We start from the raw sequence: 18,943 nt of genomic DNA, 5'->3' as shown, positions 1-18,943 counted from the left end.
TATGAATAAATGATCTTTTGAGGGAACGGTAGTATGTGGCAAACTTCTTCCGTGGCAGGAGGTGCTCTTTCGGGAGAAGTCAGGGGCTTCTTTCTAACGTAGCCGCTACAGTTTATCGGGGCCGATGGGCTGCGGAACCAGATTTTCAACGGGTTTGCAGCTTTTCATGTACGCGAAAATGGCTACCAGGTCTTCCTTTTTCATGTCTGCATAATTAGGCCATGGCATAGGGGGCAGCAATGGACGAGCGGTGCGGAGCCCTTTACTTTTCCCTTCCGTCAGAGCAATGATAAACTGTTCTTCGGTCCAGTTGCCAATGCCGGTGGCATCCGGAGTCAGGTTTGCCGCAAACGACACGCCCCATGGCCCCACAGCAATAGTGTTCATTGGATGAAACAACACCCAGTCGGTCAGAACATCTTTGGTTACTTTGCCCACGGGTATTTTAGCCGGGTGGCCGGATAGCCCCAGTTGGGGATCGGGAACGGGGCCTTGGGCAGTCATGACTTTTGGCGCATGGCAGTCGGCACAACCCATGATTTTAACGAGGTACTTCCCTTTTTCCAGTTGCGCCTTCGTGTACGGTGCGTTTTTTACGGCTTTCTTTGGGGGCTCTAACGTAGGCCTGCTGGTAAAGGATACCAGCCCTGTGGTGCTCAGAAACAGTACGATCAATGCGGAGGCAACGAATTGTTTTTTCATGTGTTGCGAGTGGTTAAACGAAGTGAACACTTTGTATAAAAATCAGTAGTTAGCTCACGTAAAGCCCCAGGAATAATGAATAAAGGCACTGATTCATTGAACCGTCGAAATTGCCCTAATGCCTTGTGCTTTAGTCTGATGAATAGTTTATAGTTTATAGTAACTAAGTTGTAAGTAGCATAACAACGCCTTGAACTCCAAATCCTTTTCCCGAAGAATTATTGAGCGGTAGGCGCTGCCATTATTAGTTTTTAATATTAGTGAATACGCTACTAATCAGTGCTATACTTAATAAGTGCACATGAAATCATTTGTCAATCTGTAGGCTATGAAATGAGGGTGCCGACTGGTAGAATGTGCGCAGGAAGTCTCAAGTTGAATTGGACGATATTTCGCTCGTAGGTTTCTCCAACGCTCCACACAGCGCCTTTGTGACGCCCCCCATGACCGCCGTTGTGCAGCCGATTCACGAAATGGGCAGACTGGCGGCCGAACTACTCATGCGCCAGATTACTGAAGGGCAGCGGTTTATTCCCGAAACCCACGTACTGAATACGCAGTTAATTATTCGAGAATCAACCCTAAATGAAATAGGTAAGAGATAATCTTTTCAGCAAGATTTATCCCTGAACTAATCAGGTATCCAGGTACAGTTCGTAGGCTCATAGACAGGAACTTAGGATTTAGATAAAACCGGTCCATTTTGGCCCATCCATTGCCTTAGCAGTAACTCTATAATTTACAGTGATAGTGAACATAAACGGATATGCACAAACAAGGCTGAAAGGTTTGTATATCCAATTCAATAGAAGTCCGAACGATTGATTAGACAATGAATGCTCATTCGTCTCACCTGGGAGGATTTAACTAAATATATAAACTCGTTAATGTGATAGAGACACAGTACTTTATCGCAATTATTCGATAAGAGCTGGGAGAACACATACTCATTCGAATTGAAAAAAGGTAATTAACGTCCTTATGATGGGAAAGCCATTTATCATAATTCGTAGATTTTTTTTAAAATATGCTGTCATTAAAGCAAGGGTATAGGGGCTTTAAAACACTCTTATGAGTAAACTCCTCTGACTGCTTGTTGCATGGACCGTTATACTCAACCAGAAAAACCTTCTCATTCTGATCGACAACAAGGACCACGGCTAGAGCTGGAGGATTCAGCTGGAGGCAGACCCGCATTCATTGACTCGGAGCTGTTTATTCGGCAAACGTTTGAAATAGATTCCCGTAAAGGGTATGAATTGCTCTTTAAGCGGTACTACCAACCACTTTGTAACCATGCTGTGAGGTTTGTTTACGCAAAAGACATAGCCGAAGACCTGGTCATTGATGTGTTTGGTCAATTCTGGCAAAAACAGCTTCAACACACGATTACTGTATCATACAGAGCTTATCTGTTTACGACCGTACGCCATGCCGCGTATAGTTATCTCCGCAAAGAGTTCAGCCGGGAAACTCCAACAGAAGATTTTTCTGAAATGATGTCGAATATGACAGCCAATACTCCGCAACAGGAAATGCAATTTAATGAACTGTACCTCAAAATTGAACAGGTAGTTCGGTCGCTGCCGCCCCAGAGCCAAAAAGTATTTATCATGAGCCGATTTGAAGGCAAGAAGAACGTAACAATTTCCGAGGAGTTACAGATTTCCGTAAAAACGGTAGAAGGACATATCACTAAAGTATTGTCCATTCTACGGCAGGCACTTCGACACTATGGCCTTGTAACGGAGTTAATCATGTTAAGTTTCTGGATGGTGGAGCAAGGGGTAAACAGACTTTTTTCACTCGTATAGAGTAACCAGACTGCTCCCGTATGAAACCACTTTTGTCAAAACAAACAATCTGGAACCTGTTTGAAGGAAAGACTACGCCAATGCAGAATACACTGATCCAGGAGTGGTTATGGGAGCCAGCCAACCAGGAGCTCTATTTCCAGTGGCTGGAAGAGTGGGAGCGGGAAAATCCTCAATTCACGGCAAATGTTGATCAGGCGTACGCGCGCTCACTGCAACTGAATCAGCGCAATGGGCTGGGGGAAACACATGTAGCAGAGCCTATTCGGCCGCAGATTATTCGCATGAAGTTTTATCGCCGGGCTGCCGCTTGTGTGTTGTTATTGCTGGGATTATTTCTGCTACGTGATGTATGGTTTTACAAACATTATGAAACCGGATACGGCGAAGTGCGGACAATTCGATTACCTGATAACAGCCGGGTCAGCCTGAACGCGCATTCCTCACTGACAGTTCCACGGTTTGGCTTCGGCAATGGCAGTCGTGAGGTGCAGCTAGCGGGAGAAGCCGAGTTTGCCATTCAGCATTTACCTGATCATCAACGATTCATTGTCCGAACTCCTGATCAGCTTGAAGTACAGGTATTGGGAACCGAATTTATCGTGTATAGCCGGGAGCGAGGGTCTAAAGTTGTCTTAAGTCAGGGAAAAGTACAGCTGCGTTCGCTAACCAATTTAAAGGCACAGCCAGTCGTGATGATGCCCGGCGATGTTGCTACGTTTTCAACCAGGGGTCAGCTCACACTACGGCATAAGCAGCCATTATCAGCTTTTCAAGCCTGGAAGCAAGGGCGTTTCATGTTCGAGAACACCCCTGTATCCGTAATTGCCTATCAGATCAGTGAACAGTTCGGAGTCAATGTAGTGGTGGCAGACTCAGTCCTGGCCCGACGAACGCTGGGTGGAACGTTTCAAGCCAAATCGGCCGACAATGTTTTGCAGGTAATTGCCGAAATACTCAATGTTCGAGTCAGCCGAAGCACCCCATCCGATCAATCGGTGGAAACATACATACTTACGCCAATCCGTTAGTTAATCTATAACTCTCTTTCTTCCATGACTCGATCTTTAAAACTTCTCGTATTCTTAACGGGAATGATGGGATATCTATATGATTCTCCTCTCATACATGCCCAATTACTGGCTCAAAACCTTCATAAAAACACGACCAGCCTTCCTCCTTCGCAGTCTCATACGCTTACCTTACGTGAAGCGATTATGCAGGTAAAAAAACAGTATAACGTTGATATCCTCTTTGAAGAGAAACTGCTGGAAGGCATTACAGTAGGGACAAGCCAGCTTCAATCGGGTCAATCGATCGAGAAAAACCTGACAGGTTTGTTACAACCCGCTGGTCTACGGTTTAAAAAAGTGGGTAAACTGACCTACGTAATATTGACAACCCGCGCGGATACTAAAACGAGTTATCAGGAACCGCTCAACGCACTCCCTTCAACTACGCCCACTTTCCCAATGGTGGGTATGGCTCAGCCAGTAACTGCGCATGTCAGTAGCCCAATCCAGGTGGTTGAACGGACTATCAGTGGGGTTGTAACGGGTGAAACCAGTGAGGAGTTGCCAGGTGTAAGCGTCGTAGTCAAAAATACAACTCGGGGAGCCACAACGGATGCAAATGGTCGGTATCGAATTAACGTGCCAGATGCACCCACTTCATTGGTCTTCTCCTTTGTAGGCTATCAGAGCCAGGAAGTCGCCATCGGAAACCGGACAACGGTTGATGTACAGCTAGTGCCCGATAATAAGGCGCTGGACGAAATTGTGGTGGTAGGGTACGGCACGGTTAAGAAAAGTGATCTGACAGGATCGGTGGCCTCGGTGAAAAGCGAACAACTCACCGCTTACCCTGCTACAGGAGCCGTACAGGCGTTGCAGGGTAGGGCGGCAGGGGTTCAGATTCAGGCAAACAATGGAGAACCAGGCAACAGTTTCAAGGTGCGAATCCGGGGGGGCAATTCGATCAACGCTAGTAGCGATCCGATTTTTGTAGTCGATGGCTTCGTCGGCGGAACATTGCCTCCACCGGAAGATATTGAATCGATCGAAGTGTTGAAAGATGCTTCAGCCACTGCCATCTATGGGTCGCGCGGTGCCAACGGGGTTGTGATGGTCACCACCAAGCGGGGCAAAAGCGGTAAAGCGCGTATTGATTTTAATGTCTCGCATTCCTTTCAGAAGGAAATCAAACGGCTCAACTTACTCAATGCTGATCAGTTTGTGAGTTACCTCAAAGAAATCAATCCTAATTACGTATCTCGGGGGCAGAATACCGACTGGCAGGACCAGATTCTCAGGCCCGGGGGTATTCAGAATTACCAGCTTTCACTATCCGGGGGCAATGACAATGTAAAATATTACATTTCCGGGGCGTATTTCGATCAGAAAGGAATCGTTATTAATTCTGATTTCAACCGGTTTTCGATCACCAGTAATATCGATATCAAAGTCTCCGATAAACTGCGGGTGGGTCTGAATGTGTTCGGACAACGCAGCAACAAAGCTGGCGTAGTCAGTCAGGAGCTATCAGGCGGACCAGCTGGTACCGGCGTAATCGCGTCAGCGTATAAATTTGGTCCCGACCTGGGCATTTACGATGCCAACGGTCGATTTTCCATTGCCGCCATTTCCGACCCGATCGACAATCCCTTCGCTATTGCTACCCAGCGCCAGAACAATAACGTTACGGACCAGACACAGGGAAATTTATTTGCTGAATACCAACTTCGCAGCGACCTGAAATTCAGAGCTACGTTGGGCACGACAACCAACACCGGTCGGACAGGGATGTACACGCCTACCACGCTGAATGCCGGAGCGTCTGTTGGGGGAGAAGCCTCAATGACTGGTTTTCGCAATACGTTGTTTCAGAGTGAGAACTACTTGTCCTACGACAAATCGTTTGGTGAAGCCCACCGCGTGGGCGTGGTGGGCGGGTTCTCCTACCAGACTTCCCGCAACGAAAGCTGGGGCGGTAGCGGGCAGTCGTTTATCAGCGATGCCCTCTCGTACTGGAACCTGGGGAGTTCATCGGTCTGGCAAGCTCCCTCCTCGGGGTTGACCGACTGGAAACTGGCATCCTGGTACGGCCGGATCAATTACGCCCTGAACGATCGGTATCTGCTTACGGTCAACGCGCGTTACGATGGTTCGTCAACCTTTAGTCGCAACCACAAGTGGGCCTTTTTCCCATCTGGTGCCTTCGCCTGGAACATGGGCAACGAATCGTTCATGACGGGCCTGCCGTGGGTAAGTCAGTGGAAGTGGCGGGCCAGCTACGGCATCACGGGTAATCAGGCCATTGCACCCTATCAGACGCTCGCTCGTTTTTCGACGGTTTTTGCGGCTATCAACGGGGTTGGCGTCAACGCCATCACACCGTCGTCCATTGCCAACAACGACCTGACCTGGGAAACCGCGGCTCAATTCGATCTGGGCACCGACATTAGTTTGTTTAACAACCGGCTGAACCTGACACTCGACTACTACCGAACCATTACGTCAAATTTACTCTTCAGCGTTCCACTGCCGCAGTATTCGGGCTACACGAGTCAGTTGAAAAACATCGGTAAGCTACAGAATCAGGGATTTGAAGTTACGCTGGGAACCCGGAACCTGACAGGCCCGCTCCGCTGGGATATGGACGTTAATCTTTCCCTGAACCGCAACAAGGTGCTGAGTTTACCCGGCGGAAAAGACATTTTCTACTCATCGGCACCGGGGCATCTGATTGGCCTGGATCAAACGCAGATTCTGCGCGAAGGTGCTCCGGTGGGTAGCATGTATGGCTGGATATACGATGGCGTTTACCAGACCGGCGATGCTTTTCTGACCGGCTCCGGCTTTGAACAGACGGCTGGTGGAGAAAAGTTTCGGGATCTTGACGGCAACGGAGCCATCAATAGCAACGACAGGACCATTATTGGTAATCCCAATCCGAAGTTTATCTGGGGCTGGACTAACGAGTTCAAATGGCGGAACCTGGACTTGAACCTGTTCTTTCAGGGATCGCAGGGTAACGATATGCTGAGCTATACGCTCATGGAACTGGACCTGCTGTCGGGAATCAATAACGCTACCACCAACGCCCTGAATCGCTGGACACCCCAGAACACCAATACCAACGTACCGAAAGCATCAGGGGCGCGTACCCGCCGGGTATCGACCCGCTGGATTTATAACGCAAGTTATGCACGACTAAAAAACCTGGCGGTGGGCTACACCTTCCCCAAGTCATTCACCAGTCGGGCTAAAATCAGTCGCTTGCGCATCTATGCAAGTGCGCAGAACATCCTGACGATAACCGACTATCCGGGCTACGACCCGGAGGTTAACTACAATTCGTCCGGCTCGGCGAACGGTAACCAAAATCTGGGACTTGATTACGGTAGTTATCCAAACGCTAAATCATACACGGTAGGATTAAACATTGGCTTTTAATCAGTCATAACGCTTTGATTATGAAAACGTCAACTAATAAATACTTGCTGGCAGTGCTGATTGGTGCGCTGGTTTCCTGCACGGATCTGGAAGAAAAGCCCCTGGGTGTACTGGCACCCGAGGGTTTGTTCAAGACTACGAAAGACGTACAAACGGCCATCAACGGAGCGTACGGGCTTATTGCTTCCGAACCCCTATACGGCCGCAACTTCGTAACCGCCCTGATGCTCCGCGACGACATGGCAGACATCGGTGACCGGACAACGGCGGCCGCTCGTCAGCAAACCAACGATTTTAACATGGATGCCAGCAACGGACTGGTCGCTTCCTTCTGGCCCCGCTGGTACAAGGTAATCAGTACGACTAACGCGGCCATCAATGGGGCGGAAGGACTAAATCTGGCGCCTGAAAAAATTAACCCAACCATTGGCGAAGCCCGGTTTGTACGGGCCTTTTCGTACGTTCATCTGGTCCAAATGTTTGGTGCCATTCCGTACATCGATGCGTTCGTGACCGATCCGGAATCGGTGAAGGGTATTAACAAAATGGCGGAAAACGATGTCTACGCCCGCATCATTAGCGATTTGGAATTTGCCAAACAGTGGCTACCCGATCAGCAACCGGCCGATGTGCGTACCCGCCCCACAAAAGGGTCGGCAGCAACGTGTCTGGCGACGGTGTATCTCATGCGGGGTGATTATCAGAAAGCGTATGCCGAAGCGAAATGGGTGATTGATAATAAAGATAAATTTGGGTACCGGCTGGAAGCTGACTTTCAGGATTTATTTATTGCTACCAAAGCCGATCAGCTCAAAGAAACCATTTTCGCGGTCGATTTCGTAGGGCAGAAAGTAGGACCCGAAAGTACAAACGATGATCTGATGGGCGCCATGACGGGAATTCGGGGCACCGATCAAAACGGTTGGAGTGTGGCCGTACCGACCCTAAAAGTATACCAGAGCTGGGACGCCCGCGATTATCGGAAAAAAGTAAGTCTGGAAGACTCCATGCGCATCGGTGGTGTAGTAAAGCCCTATACCGCGTTCCCAACGGCCGCTCGCCCGCACATTGCCAAGTTTGCCCGTTATCCGGGTAACGCCAACTCCGAAGGCCGTTATTCCGATCATAATTACGTTTGTTTCCGCTACGCCGAGGTACTACTAACGGCGGCCGAAGCGTTAGCTGAAGTAAATAGTGGACCAAACGCCGAAGCCATTGGTTATATCAATCAGGTTCGAAGCCGGGCGCGTAACTGGGCTGGCCGCCAGACAAGCTTCCCGGCCGATGTGACATTGGGTATGAGCAAAGAGGCTTTCATCAATCTGGTCCTGGAAGAACGGCGGCTCGAACTGGCCTTCGAGTTCAAGCGGTGGTACGACATCAAACGGCGTAAATTGGGAGATGCTGTCTTCAAAGGGGCTAACTCTCTGGAGCCACACCTCAATTTTGACGCCAGTCGGGATTACTTGTTTCCGTTCCTTAGTACCGAAATGGCCATCAATCCGAGTATTACCCAGAATCCGGGTTATTAATCAATACCCGCTAACTTTCGTCAGCCGTGGTAACGTGGCGATGGGTGATGCCGTTGACCAGACAGTAGGATTAATTAAGAAGTGTTTTCTTTGAATACATTCATGGGGCAACTCTTGCGGCTGCCAACTATAACCCGGCAAGGCAACTAAGATGACTTATCTGGCAATTGATACGATAAAAGAGCGAACCTTCGACGCCATCGTGGTCGGTACGGGTATTAGCGGAGGGTGGGCAGCCAAGGAACTGACCGGCCGGGGGTTACGGACGCTGGTGCTGGAGCGGGGACGGGACGTCAAGCACATTGTCGATTACCCAACAACGATGGCTCAACCCTGGGAACTCGAACACCGCGGGCAGGTGCCCCTGGCGGTTCGTAAAGAGTATTTGATTGCCAGTAAGAATTACGCATTTCGGGAAGATACTGCTCACTTTTTCACCAAAGATGCTGAACAGCCGTATGTACAGGAACAACCCTACGACTGGATCAAAGCTTATCAGGTAGGTGGCCGTTCGTTACTGTGGGGGCGTATGACACAGCGATGGAGTGACTTTGATTTCAGCGGTCCAGCCCGCGATGACTACGCTGTCGACTGGCCCATTCGCTATAAAGACATTGCGCCCTGGTACAGTTACGTCGAACGCTTTATCGGCGTATCCGGAAATCGGGATGGCCTGCCTCAACTGCCCGACGGCGAGTTTCTGCCGCCCCACGAGATGAGCTGCGTAGAGTCCTATTTTCAGAACAAGATGCGCAACCGATATGCTGACCGACCGATCATTATCGGGCGTGTTGCCCACCTGACTAAACCGAAGCCCATCCATTTTCAGCAGGGTAGAGCGCAGTGTCAGCATCGGAATCTGTGCGATCGGGGATGCCCCTATGGTGGTTATTTCAGCAGCAACGCATCGACCATCCCCTGGGCGGCCCGCACCGGGCGCATGACGTTACGGCCCCACTCGGTGGTCCATTCCGTCATCTACGATGAATCGCGAAAACGGGCAATAGGCGTCCGGGTCGTTGATACACAGACGCACCAAATGACCGAGTATTACGCCCGGATTATTTTCCTGAACGCATCGACGATGAACACAAATTTGATCCTGCTCAATTCAAGGTCAAACCGCTTCCCAGACGGGCTGGGCAACGACTATAACGGGCTGGGCAAATACATCGCGTTCCATAGTTACCGAGGACGGATTAGCGCGGAGTACGATGGTTTTCAGGAATTCAAGACCGACGGAGTCCGGCCTAATGCGTGCTACATGCCCCGGTTCAGAAACCTGCACAAACAGGAAACCGATTTTCTACGGGGCTATGCCGTAGCCTTCTCGGCGGGGCACGGTACGGTGCCGCACACCGAGGAATTAGGCGTCAGCCTGAAAAAACAACTGCTGCAAACGAACTACGGCAACTGGAACGTGGGAGCCAGCATGATGGGAGAAACCATTCCCAAAGAAGTGAGCCGGGTTCGACTTGACCCTACGCTAACTGATCCATACGGAATTCCGCAACTGCGTATTTCGGTAGCCTACGACGACAACGACACGAACATGTTGAACGACTTCTTCGATCAGTTATCCGAAATGTATACCGCAGCGGGCTTTACGAACATCCGTAAACTAGACACCCAACGTACTCCCGGTAACGAAAATCATGAGATGGGTGGGGTACGGATGGGGAAAGACCCTAAAACGTCAATGCTCAACCGCTGGAACCAGCTGCATAGCTGTCCGAATGTGTTCGTTACCGACGGTGCCTGCATGACCTCGACCTCTACGCAAAACCCTTCCCTTACTTACATGGCCCTAACGGCACGGGCGGCAGACTACGCCGTAAAACAACTAAAAGCGCATAATATATAGCCATGATACCCCGTCGAACCTTCCTTAGAACAACACTTGCCCTGGCCGGAACGTCGGCCATGGGCTTTTCAATGAAAGGGGCAAAACCACGTTTGTCATTCTCCACCCTGGGATGCCCCCAATGGTCGCTGGCACAAATCCTGACGACAGCCGCATCCGACGGGTATGAGGCCATCGAAATACGGGGGTTGCAGGGAGAGCTTTTCTTACCCAATTGTCCGGAATTCAGTACCCCGGCCCGGCTGGCAGCGACCAAAAAGCAGGTTGCTGCCCACAAGGTAAAAATCTGTAACCTGGGAGCCTCGACGGCCCTGCATTACCTCGATCCGGTGAAGCGGGAGAAAAACCTGGCCGAAGCCCGGCGGTTTATCGATCTGGCCCAGGAGTTGTCGTGCCCGTATGTCCGGGTGTTCCCAAACGATCTTCCTAAAGATCAGGACCGCGAGCAGACGCTAAATCTGATTGGTGAAGGCTTGCTCGAACTGGGAAATTACGCCCAAAAGGCGAACGTAACGGTACTGCTCGAATCGCACGGCGAAGTGGTCGGAAAAGATGTGCTGCTGCGTATCCTGAAACAGGCCGAGCACCCGAACGTAGGCATGATCTGGGACATCTTCAATATGTGGTCGGTAACAAAAGAGCCACCAAAAGAGGTATATCAGGCGCTGAAGAAATACATTCGTCATACCCATGTCAAAGACGGCAAAATAGTCGATGGAAAGCCGCAGCTCACATTACTGGGAAAAGGTGAAACTCCCCTCCGGGAAGCGATCGACGTGCTGAAAGCTAACCAGTATGCTGGCTATTACAGTTTTGAATGGGAAAAAATGTGGCATCCTGAACTTCCTGATCCAGAGCTTGCCTTCGCTGATTACGCCAAAGCAATTCAGACGTATTTTTAGACGAATTTTTCCTGTCACTGAGCTGGAGGTAAGTGGTTTGTTTCCCAAGCCGATTAACGATTGAAGGCGTCGAAAAATCAGGTCCGCAAATGGAAAACTGAATGAGCGAATAGTGAGACAGTGATTTTTTACCATCTGTTCAACTCTATACGTAGCATACGAAGGTAGGTTAAACCGTGAGCTTCAGCATTTGGGACTCTGAGGAAGCAGGCAGCTTCCCGGTAACCCGAACGTTAACCGCTACGGGGCAAAGCAGGCTCTTCAGGAACGGTGAAAACCACGCGTACCTTTACCAAACCGGGAACGTAGTTCGCTATGCTGTAGGCAACCTCCCAGTGGAAAGGAAACGTCAAGACGCCCTGTTGACGGGTTCAAAATCTCGACCCGTTGCAAATAATTGTTCATTAAGTTGGCGGTCTTTCCTTAGTTTTCGGGCAAAAAGCCTCATCGACGGCCTTCCCTGCATGCTTACGCCTACACTAAGAAGGTTATAGGGGGAGCTACGTTATCTTTATAACCTTCCTAAATACCTAACTATTCCAGTGAAAAACAGAATTAGTTGTTTCATATTCTTCTTGCTTTGGCATTTTTCGCAGGCCCAAAATCCGCGCGTGTTTGTGCTGACCGACATTGAAAACGAACCAGATGATGCCATGTCCTTTGTTCGATTTCTAACCTATGCGAACCACTTTGACACCGAAGGTATCGTTGCCACTACCTCCTGTTGGCAGCGAACGAAAACTGCCGAATGGCGTTTGCACGAGATCGTTCAGGCTTACGGAAAAGTCCGGGATAATCTGGAAATCCATGAAAAAGGCTTTCCGACCGAGGCTTACATTCATTCGGTGATCAAAAAAGGGTTACCCGTTTTTGGCAAAGAAGGATTAGGCGATGGAAAAGACTCTGAAGGGTCGGATTGGCTTTTAAAGAGCATGCTCAAAAATGAAAATCGGCCGCTTTTTATACAGGCCTGGGGTGGCACCAACGTTCTGGCGCAGGCCCTTTGGAAACTCCAGCGAACGCAGCCAGAGCAAACGGTTTCGAAGGTAATCGCCAACCTTAGAGTCTATACCATTTCCGATCAGGATGATACGGGTCCATGGATTCGGAAAACCTTTCCCACCCTTTTCTACATTGTGAGTCCAGGCTTTGAAGAAAATGGGGGTGGACAATACCACTACGCTACCTGGACAGGTATTTCAGGCGACCGGATACATGGGCGTTTCCTGGGCGCTGACTCAACGTTGGTTGGCAATAAGATCTTAGAGGAGCACGTGCGCCGGAATCATGGTCCACTAGGCGAAAAATATCCTCAAGTGGCGGTTCTGATGGAAGGCGATACCCCTTCCTTTTTAGGCCTGATCAACAACGGGTTAAATGATGCTGAACATCCCAATTATGGGAGTTGGGGTGGACGATATGAGTGGGCTATTCCGCCCTATAAAAAATATATGTACGAACCCGAAACCCGCCCAATCTGGACTGATACCGCGGATGAAGTCTACAGTGACATAACCCAAAGCTATCACACCAGCAATCAGGCAACGATCTGGCGGTGGCGAAACGCCTTCCAACATGATTTCTTTGCCCGCATGGATTGGTGTGTCGCTAAATCGTATGCCAGGGCAAATCACCCACCTACCGTGCTCCTCAATCATCCAAATCAGCTTACGGTCAAATCAGGAACCGACGTTGTTCTCTCGGGTATTGGCACTGACCCCGACAACAATACATTGACGTATACCTGGTTGTTCTACAAGGAGGTAGGCTCACTTAATGCGAGTTCACTCATCCTGAATAATCCTAAGAATAGAGCCGTAACGTTTAGAGCGCCAACAGTATCGGAAGTGAAAACAATGCATTTTATTTTAGAAGTTACCGACAATGGCACACCCAGTTTAACTCGCTACCAACGGGTTATAGTGAATGTAATTCCCAATTAAATCAAGTCTCTGCTGAAGTTTGTGAATATTGTAAAAAAGACCATTCATAATAGCCTTTATCTAATCGACATTTTATTTAGATCAACCCCTACTTGTGTCAATAGGATAAGACTTACCGGTGGCGTAGACAATCTGTATTAATTTAATACACACTTAAATAAAATTCTTAATAAACCAATATAATTAGGTAGTCAACGTCTTTTGCTTGCAATGGATATGAACTTTGTTCCTGTAAACGTTTAATGTTAACTGATTATAGGCAACTGGCTCATCAAGAGCTTTGGCAACGCTTTAAAGCCGGAGATGAAAGGGCTTTGGGCGAGTTAGCCCGTAGCCATTACCATAGCCTGTATAACTATGGGCTTCGGTTAACGACTGACTCTGAACTGGTTTGGGACACCATCCAGGATTTATTCCTGGAACTCTGGGATCGTCGGGAAACGACTGGCAATGCCATTTTTGTCAAGACGTACTTATTAAAAGCGCTTCGGTATAAGCTATTGAAGATCCGAACGCATCACCAGGCGGTTCATTTCGATGAATCTGAACCAGTCAATATGCCATTTTCGGTCTCTATAGAAGATGAAATAATTGACGAAGAACTGCACTCAGAACAAAATCGCCTTCTTCATCAGCTAATGGCTACCCTTACCAAACGCCAGCAGGAAATACTGTATCTGCGTTTCTACCAAAATTTAGATAACCACGAAATTGCGCAGATTATGGGTATGGAACGGCAAAGCGTGGCAAATCTTCTATACAGAACGTTTAAAGAACTTCGTAGCCAGTGGTCGCCCGATTTGTTAATGTCACTGCTGGTAGCTTTACTGTCGAAACTTTAATACGAGATAAATTGCATTCTTCCTGAAAATATTTTTCATTTTTTTTGAGTATTGACCGGTCGATACTGACACTATAGAAGCATAGGCATAATGTTGCCAGTTATTCCGACATGGACTATAGAGCTTATAAGGCTGAAGATTTTCTGTTCGATGAGTCATTTCGCCAATGGACGAGTGGCACGTCTGAACAAGCGACTGCCTTTTGGGAGCAATGGCTGGTTCAGCATCCTGATCGGGTCTATCTAGTTCGGCAGGCTCAGGAAATGATACGTGTTCTTGATAATCACTATCGGGATGATGCGACGGACGACCGACTGGACAGCGAACTGCAGCGATTGATGAGCAATGCTGCCGAACGCCGGGACGCTGAATCAGTTATGCCGATTGTGCCGCTGCTACAAAGTACCCCTTTCTGGCGCTGGGTTGCGGCCGCAGCCCTCGCTGTTACGATTGGCATCAGTGGCTGGTTTTACATGAACATCAGTCATGAGGAAGCCACTACGTCGTATTCTAATATCTCGAAACATACGCCAGTACAACTTCAGGAAAAAATCAACAACGGAGACAAAGCCATTAATCTCATACTCGGCGATGGTAGTGTGGTAAGCCTCCAGCCAAAAAGTCGACTGAGTTACCCCAGGCAGTTTGTCGGTGCTAACCGGACGGTTTATCTGAACGGAGAAGCGTTTTTCGACATCGTAAAAAATCCAGCTAGCCCCTTTCTGATCTACGCCAACCAAACCGTTACCAAAGTGCTGGGTACTAGTTTTCTGGTGCGGGCTTTTGAGGGCGAAAAGGACGTGACAGTTGCTGTACGGACCGGACGAGTATATGTTTATAAACAACAGGATTTTGAAAGAGCCCAGCAATTAGGTATACGACGGATTCAGGGCATCGTACTAACGCCGAATCAACAAATGATCTTCAATCTGGAGGCTAACCGCTCAACAAAAGCACTAGTTGAAAAGCCAGCTGCGCTAATGCCTTCAGTCGGTATTCAGGAACAGGTATTTGAAGACGCTCCTGTTGCCAAAGTACTTACCGCCCTTGAGCGAGCCTACGGTATAGAAATTCTTTTCAACAAAGCTGACCTGTCGGCCTGCTTGGTAAATCTCATGTTTACCAATGAGAGTTTGCTTGAGCGGCTCGACGTTGTCTGCCAGACAATCGGCGCATCGTATGAGGTGCAGAATGGACAAATTATCATCAACAGTAAAGGCTGTAAATAAGTACCAAGGGTATCCTGTATCAATAACCTGCTACGTATTGCCTATGATAAAATAGATTGATCATACACAAAAAAGCCAGTGATGATTCCGGCATCACTGGCTTGATTAACACCCTTCTTCGAGACCCTCATCCAGGATGAGGCAGGGGGTTCTTTGCCCATTTTTTAATTTAAATAGACAAAAAACAAGCAAAAGTATGAAAAAACTTCGACAACCGCTTCGTCTGTTGCATAGCTTTATGAAATTCACTGTCTATCAGTTGCTTTTGGCGGCCATGATCGCCGGGCTGGCTACAGCTCGCTCGGTTGAAGCACAGCAAGTTATGGATCAACGCGTTACGCTCCACGCGGAAAATCTGACGGTGAAAGCCGTGTTGCACCAACTGGGGCGTCAGGCTGATGTTCGGTTTGCCTATCGGTCGGCGCTTATGCAATTAAACAATCACACATCGCTAAATGCAACAAACCTGCGTCTAAGTGAGGTGCTGGACAAACTACTGAAGCCACTTTTGGTCACGTATTACGTAAAAGGGCGACAGATTATCCTGAATCAAGAGCCGCCAGCGCCAACGAGTCAGGGTATTTTTGACCATCCGGCTGATGCTTTCAACGACCGGGCCTTGTCAGGTGCTGTTACGGATGAAGCGGGAGCTGGTCTGCCAGGGGTTAGCGTTGTTGTAAAAGGGACGCAACGTGGTACTACGACGGATGCTAATGGCCTATTCAGAATGACTTTACTAACGGGCGATGACGTACTGGTTTTCAGTTTTGTCGGGTATCTAAGTCAGGAAGTTACGGTAGGAAATCAGACCAATGTGAGCGTTAAGTTAGTCACCGATACGAAAAACCTCAGCGAAGTAGTAGTTGTCGGGTATGGTACGCAGAAGCGGTCGGACCTGACCGGATCGATCTCGTCTGTGAAAGCAGAAGACGTAAAAAACCTGCCTGTTCGCAGTATCAATGAAGCCCTGCAGGGGCGTGCTGCTGGTGTACAAGTGACACGTAACGACGGATCGCCTGGTGCCAGTTCCGACATTGTTATCCGGGGAGTAGGTTCCATTGGGGGGATGTCACCCCTTTACATTGTGGATGGTATTCGGATGTCGGCTGGAAACAACTTCAATTTGCAGGATGTCGAATCGATTGAAATTCTTAAAGATGCCAGTGCGGCTTCTATATACGGAGCTCAGGCGGCTGGTGGCGTCGTACTGGTAACGACCAAACGGGGGAGTGGCACGGATAAAATGAAAATCAATTTTAACGCCTACTACGGTGTTCGTCAACCCCGGAATCTATATAAGCTTCTGAATACGCCCGACTATGTTACCGCTAAGAAAGCGTTTGGGGTTAGCACAAGTGGATGGGGTGATCCAAATACGTTACCCGACAATGACTGGGTGAAGGATCTGTACACAAACGGATCGGACCAGAGCTATTCATTGTCGTTATCCGGCGCTACGGCTAAAACTAATTATTATTTATCGGCCAACTATCAACGGGAGGGAGGAACGTTAATCGATAACTGGTTTGAGCGCTATGGGATTCGCTCGAATGCCGATTTCAAAATCAATAATAAACTGAAAGTAGGCGAAACGCTTTATGCTTGGAAGACCGGTAATAATCCGGTCGTAACTAGTACGTATCCGTTTCGGTCGGCACCCGTCGTTCCCATCTATGACCCAACAAACCCGCTCGGTGGATGGGCCAAAACAGGCACTTTTTTTACCGGGCCAAATCTTGTCGGTCAGGAATACCAGAACCATACCCTGAATGAACAATATGCACTGGAGGGTAATTTATATGCCGATTGGGAAATCGTAAAAGGCCTCAATCTCCGGTCTACATTCGGGGCGTCGATCTATAACGTAAAGAATTACAGGTTCACGGAAGCATATGACTACGGCACCGTCGCCAACAGAAATGCGTTTCTAAGCCGCGATATTAATAATCAGCGAAACTTCACGGCCAACTTTGTTCTGACGTATGGGCGCACAATTGGCCTAAACGAATTCAAAGTACTGGCCGGTTATGAAGCGTATAAATCAGACCTGAGTTCCTTACACGGCGAGGCTCAGAGTTTTCCCTACGTAACGTATAACCTAGGGTTAACAGCCAACCCCAGCAGTTACGTATCCAGTGGTGGCGAATTCCCACAGGTTCGGTTGCTATCTCAATTTGGACGAGTCAATTACGCCTACGCCAACAAATACCTGATAACCGCAACGGTTCGTCGGGATGGCTCTGATCGCTTCGGCCCTGCTAATAAATTCGGCGTTTTTCCTTCGGCCTCCATTGGTTGGAAATTGAACGAAGAAGCTTTTATTCAGGACAACCTTAGCTACGTATCGAACCTCAAGCTCCGAGCTAGCTATGGTAAACTGGGAAGTACCAGCAGCATTCCGCAGTACACCTATCAGAACTCCTATGGCGGAACAAACGCCATTACAAGTATGGGCCTTCCTGACGGCTCCCGCCAAAAAGGGTATTCGCTAACTGCCCAGCTAGCCAATCAGGACATTAAATGGGAATCTGTGCTTCAAACGGATATCGGTTTAGATATTGGTCTATTGCGTAATGCCCTAAACGTTACCGTCGATTGGTATAGCCGTCAGACGAACGACATGATTTACCAGGTTCCTGTTCCGATGTCCGGTGGTTTTGGCAGTTCCAATGTCTATACGAACATTGGGCAAATGAGCAATAAAGGCCTGGAGATTGCCGTGGATTATCGGGGTAAAGCCGGAGAATTTACTTATGGAATCTCGGGTAATGCTGCCTTTAACGCCAACTTGGTAAAGAAATTAGATGGTACCAATAACAATCCGATTAACGACGGTCCTGCTGGTGATTACCTGGAGAGCGTTGTATCACGCACGCAGGCCGGGCAACCACTGGGCCAGTTTTATGGCTACAAAACGAGTGGAATTTTCCAGAGTGATGCCGACGTAGCTGCCTTAAACAAACGGGCTCAGGAAGCAGCAGCCGCGGCTGGCGGCACCACCACCGGGGTATATTATCAGGCAGCGGCTACGGGAGCAGGTGATCTTCGTTTTCAGGATATTAACGGAGATGGTCGAATCACCTCAGCCGATAAAACCTTCATTGGCAACCCCTGGCCAAAAATGACATATGGCATTACGCTGAATATGGCCTGGAAAGGGCTGGACTTCTCCGCGTTGTTTCAGGGGATTGCTGGCGTCGACGTTTTCAATGCAAACCGCTTTTATACCCCGATTTTCGTTGGAGATTATAACACAACCCGGGACATTTTCAATACGTCGTTTTTTAATGGCAATGGCCTTACGAATCTGCCTCGGGTAGGTTATACAGATGCCTCCGGTAATTACGTTCGAGACCCCAATGCCAACTACACGCGGATTTCGGATTACGCTGTTGAAAGTGGCTCCTTCCTCAAATTACGCAATGTTCAGATCGGATACACGCTCCCGGCTTCGCTCATGAAACAGTGGAAAATGTCTGGCCTTCGAGTGTACGTGCAAGGGCAAAACCTACTGACGTTCACTAAATACACAGGACTCGACCCGGAAGTACTCGGGCGAAGTAGTGGCTCGAACGCAGCTACTACCGGGCGTGGCATTGATACGATTTATTCGTATCCCCGAACCACACTTCTTTCCGCCGGTATCGACGTAAACTTTTAA

At 48.8% G+C, this 18,943-nt stretch carries 12 protein-coding genes; 11 read left to right on the top strand and 1 reads right to left on the bottom strand.

Annotated elements, in window-relative coordinates; all coding sequences use genetic code 11:
- Window positions 1-105: 105 nt before the first annotated feature.
- Window positions 106-702 carry a c-type cytochrome gene (locus tag ACYVJM_RS21920; RefSeq protein WP_461150373.1) on the bottom strand — a complete coding sequence of 199 codons (597 nt, stop codon included), beginning with the start codon at window positions 700-702 and terminating at the stop codon, window positions 106-108.
- A 380-nt stretch (window positions 703-1,082) separates the two neighbouring features.
- Here ACYVJM_RS21920 and ACYVJM_RS21915 point away from each other — a divergent pair, with 380 nt between their 5' ends.
- The 11 genes from ACYVJM_RS21915 (at window position 1,083) to ACYVJM_RS21865 (ending at window position 18,943) form a co-directional block, all read left to right on the top strand.
- Complete coding sequence (locus tag ACYVJM_RS21915) at window positions 1,083-1,307, top strand: substrate-binding domain-containing protein (RefSeq protein WP_461150372.1); 225 nt, start codon at window positions 1,083-1,085, stop codon at window positions 1,305-1,307.
- A 495-nt stretch (window positions 1,308-1,802) separates the two neighbouring features.
- A complete protein-coding gene (locus ACYVJM_RS21910; protein WP_461150371.1) occupies window positions 1,803-2,516 on the top strand; it encodes an RNA polymerase sigma-70 factor in 714 nt (237 codons plus the stop codon).
- Window positions 2,517-2,536: 20 nt separating this feature from the next.
- Window positions 2,537-3,547, top strand: coding sequence for a FecR family protein (locus ACYVJM_RS21905; protein WP_461150370.1), 1,011 nt, complete (start codon window positions 2,537-2,539; stop codon window positions 3,545-3,547).
- 24 nt (window positions 3,548-3,571) lie between these two features.
- Window positions 3,572-6,970 (top strand): SusC/RagA family TonB-linked outer membrane protein, encoded by a 3,399-nt coding sequence (locus ACYVJM_RS21900; protein ID WP_461150369.1) that lies wholly within the window; start codon window positions 3,572-3,574, stop codon window positions 6,968-6,970.
- A 20-nt stretch (window positions 6,971-6,990) separates the two neighbouring features.
- The gene (locus ACYVJM_RS21895) at window positions 6,991-8,502 is read left to right on the top strand and encodes a RagB/SusD family nutrient uptake outer membrane protein (RefSeq protein ID WP_461150368.1); all 1,512 of its coding nucleotides are present in this window, start codon (window positions 6,991-6,993) and stop codon (window positions 8,500-8,502) included.
- Window positions 8,503-8,653: 151 nt separating this feature from the next.
- Window positions 8,654-10,366, top strand: coding sequence for a GMC oxidoreductase (locus ACYVJM_RS21890; RefSeq protein WP_461150367.1), 1,713 nt, complete (start codon window positions 8,654-8,656; stop codon window positions 10,364-10,366).
- 2 nt (window positions 10,367-10,368) lie between these two features.
- Window positions 10,369-11,268 carry a sugar phosphate isomerase/epimerase family protein gene (locus ACYVJM_RS21885; RefSeq protein ID WP_461150366.1) on the top strand — a complete coding sequence of 300 codons (900 nt, stop codon included), beginning with the start codon at window positions 10,369-10,371 and terminating at the stop codon, window positions 11,266-11,268.
- 542 nt (window positions 11,269-11,810) lie between these two features.
- On the top strand, window positions 11,811-13,211 hold the full coding sequence (locus ACYVJM_RS21880; protein ID WP_461150365.1) for a DUF1593 domain-containing protein: 1,401 nt from the start codon (window positions 11,811-11,813) through the stop codon (window positions 13,209-13,211).
- Window positions 13,212-13,453: 242 nt separating this feature from the next.
- Window positions 13,454-14,053, top strand: coding sequence for an RNA polymerase sigma factor (locus ACYVJM_RS21875; RefSeq protein ID WP_461150364.1), 600 nt, complete (start codon window positions 13,454-13,456; stop codon window positions 14,051-14,053).
- Window positions 14,054-14,163: 110 nt separating this feature from the next.
- Complete coding sequence (locus tag ACYVJM_RS21870; RefSeq protein WP_461150363.1) at window positions 14,164-15,282, top strand: FecR family protein; 1,119 nt, start codon at window positions 14,164-14,166, stop codon at window positions 15,280-15,282.
- A 196-nt stretch (window positions 15,283-15,478) separates the two neighbouring features.
- Window positions 15,479-18,943: a SusC/RagA family TonB-linked outer membrane protein gene (locus tag ACYVJM_RS21865; protein WP_461150362.1), complete on the top strand. Its 3,465-nt coding sequence runs from the start codon at window positions 15,479-15,481 to the stop codon at window positions 18,941-18,943.

The sequence above is a fragment of the Spirosoma pulveris genome, assembly GCF_054781875.1.
Note: the sequence above shows the minus strand (reverse complement) of the source record. Positions and strands in the feature narration are given on the sequence as shown.